1 protein-coding gene is annotated in these 676 nt (G+C 41.1%); it reads left to right on the top strand.

From position 1 onward, the window contains the following. On the top strand, nt 1-676 hold a 676-nt coding region (locus A3756_RS28080), incomplete at both ends, for a hypothetical protein (RefSeq protein ID WP_197481426.1).

Genomic DNA, 676 nt, shown 5'->3' with positions numbered 1-676 from the left:
CGAATTATTCGAACGGCTTTCCCCGAGTTAGTAGATGATATTCTTGCTTTATTAGCAATGCTTGATATCTATGACGAGTGGCTCTTGACTAATATATTAGATCTGAATGAAATGCCTGCGTTGCAGCAGCAAGGCATGTTTTGGCAAAAGCGCTATGAAATTTTTGGTGAGGAGTTAGCAGAAGCTATTTGGGAGAAAGAACGAAGTGCTGAAGAAGATAAACGAGAGTCAATGCTCTCTACCGTTAATATGCTTAACCAGTCACTTGATATGAGCATGCAAGACCGAGTTTATCTATTGCAAAGCGCTTATGATGAAAACTATTTTGGCTCTGTTGAAGATTTGGTGCTTGATTCGAAAGGTATGTTATCTCAAGTTGTCTTTGGTCTTAATATTGTACAAAGCGAACTCGGTGCATTAACACGTGAAGAACGTCAGTATGAAATTAATGAAGTGAGGCGGCTCATCGGATTCGAAGAGTCCCAGATAGAATGGTTGGTCAAGCGAGACCAAGAGAGAGAGGATCGGTGGAATAATGGTTACGCATATATGGAAGAGCGTTCACTTGTCTCTGAGCAGTTTGAAGGTGAAGCCTTAGTAGAAAAGCTAAGCGCTTTGCGAGAGAAGTACTTTAAAAATGAGGCCGGTACCATCCAGAAGGAAGAAGAAATGTTAG

Source organism: Oleiphilus sp. HI0086 (assembly GCF_001635225.1).
Note: the sequence above shows the minus strand (reverse complement) of the source record. Positions and strands in the feature narration are given on the sequence as shown.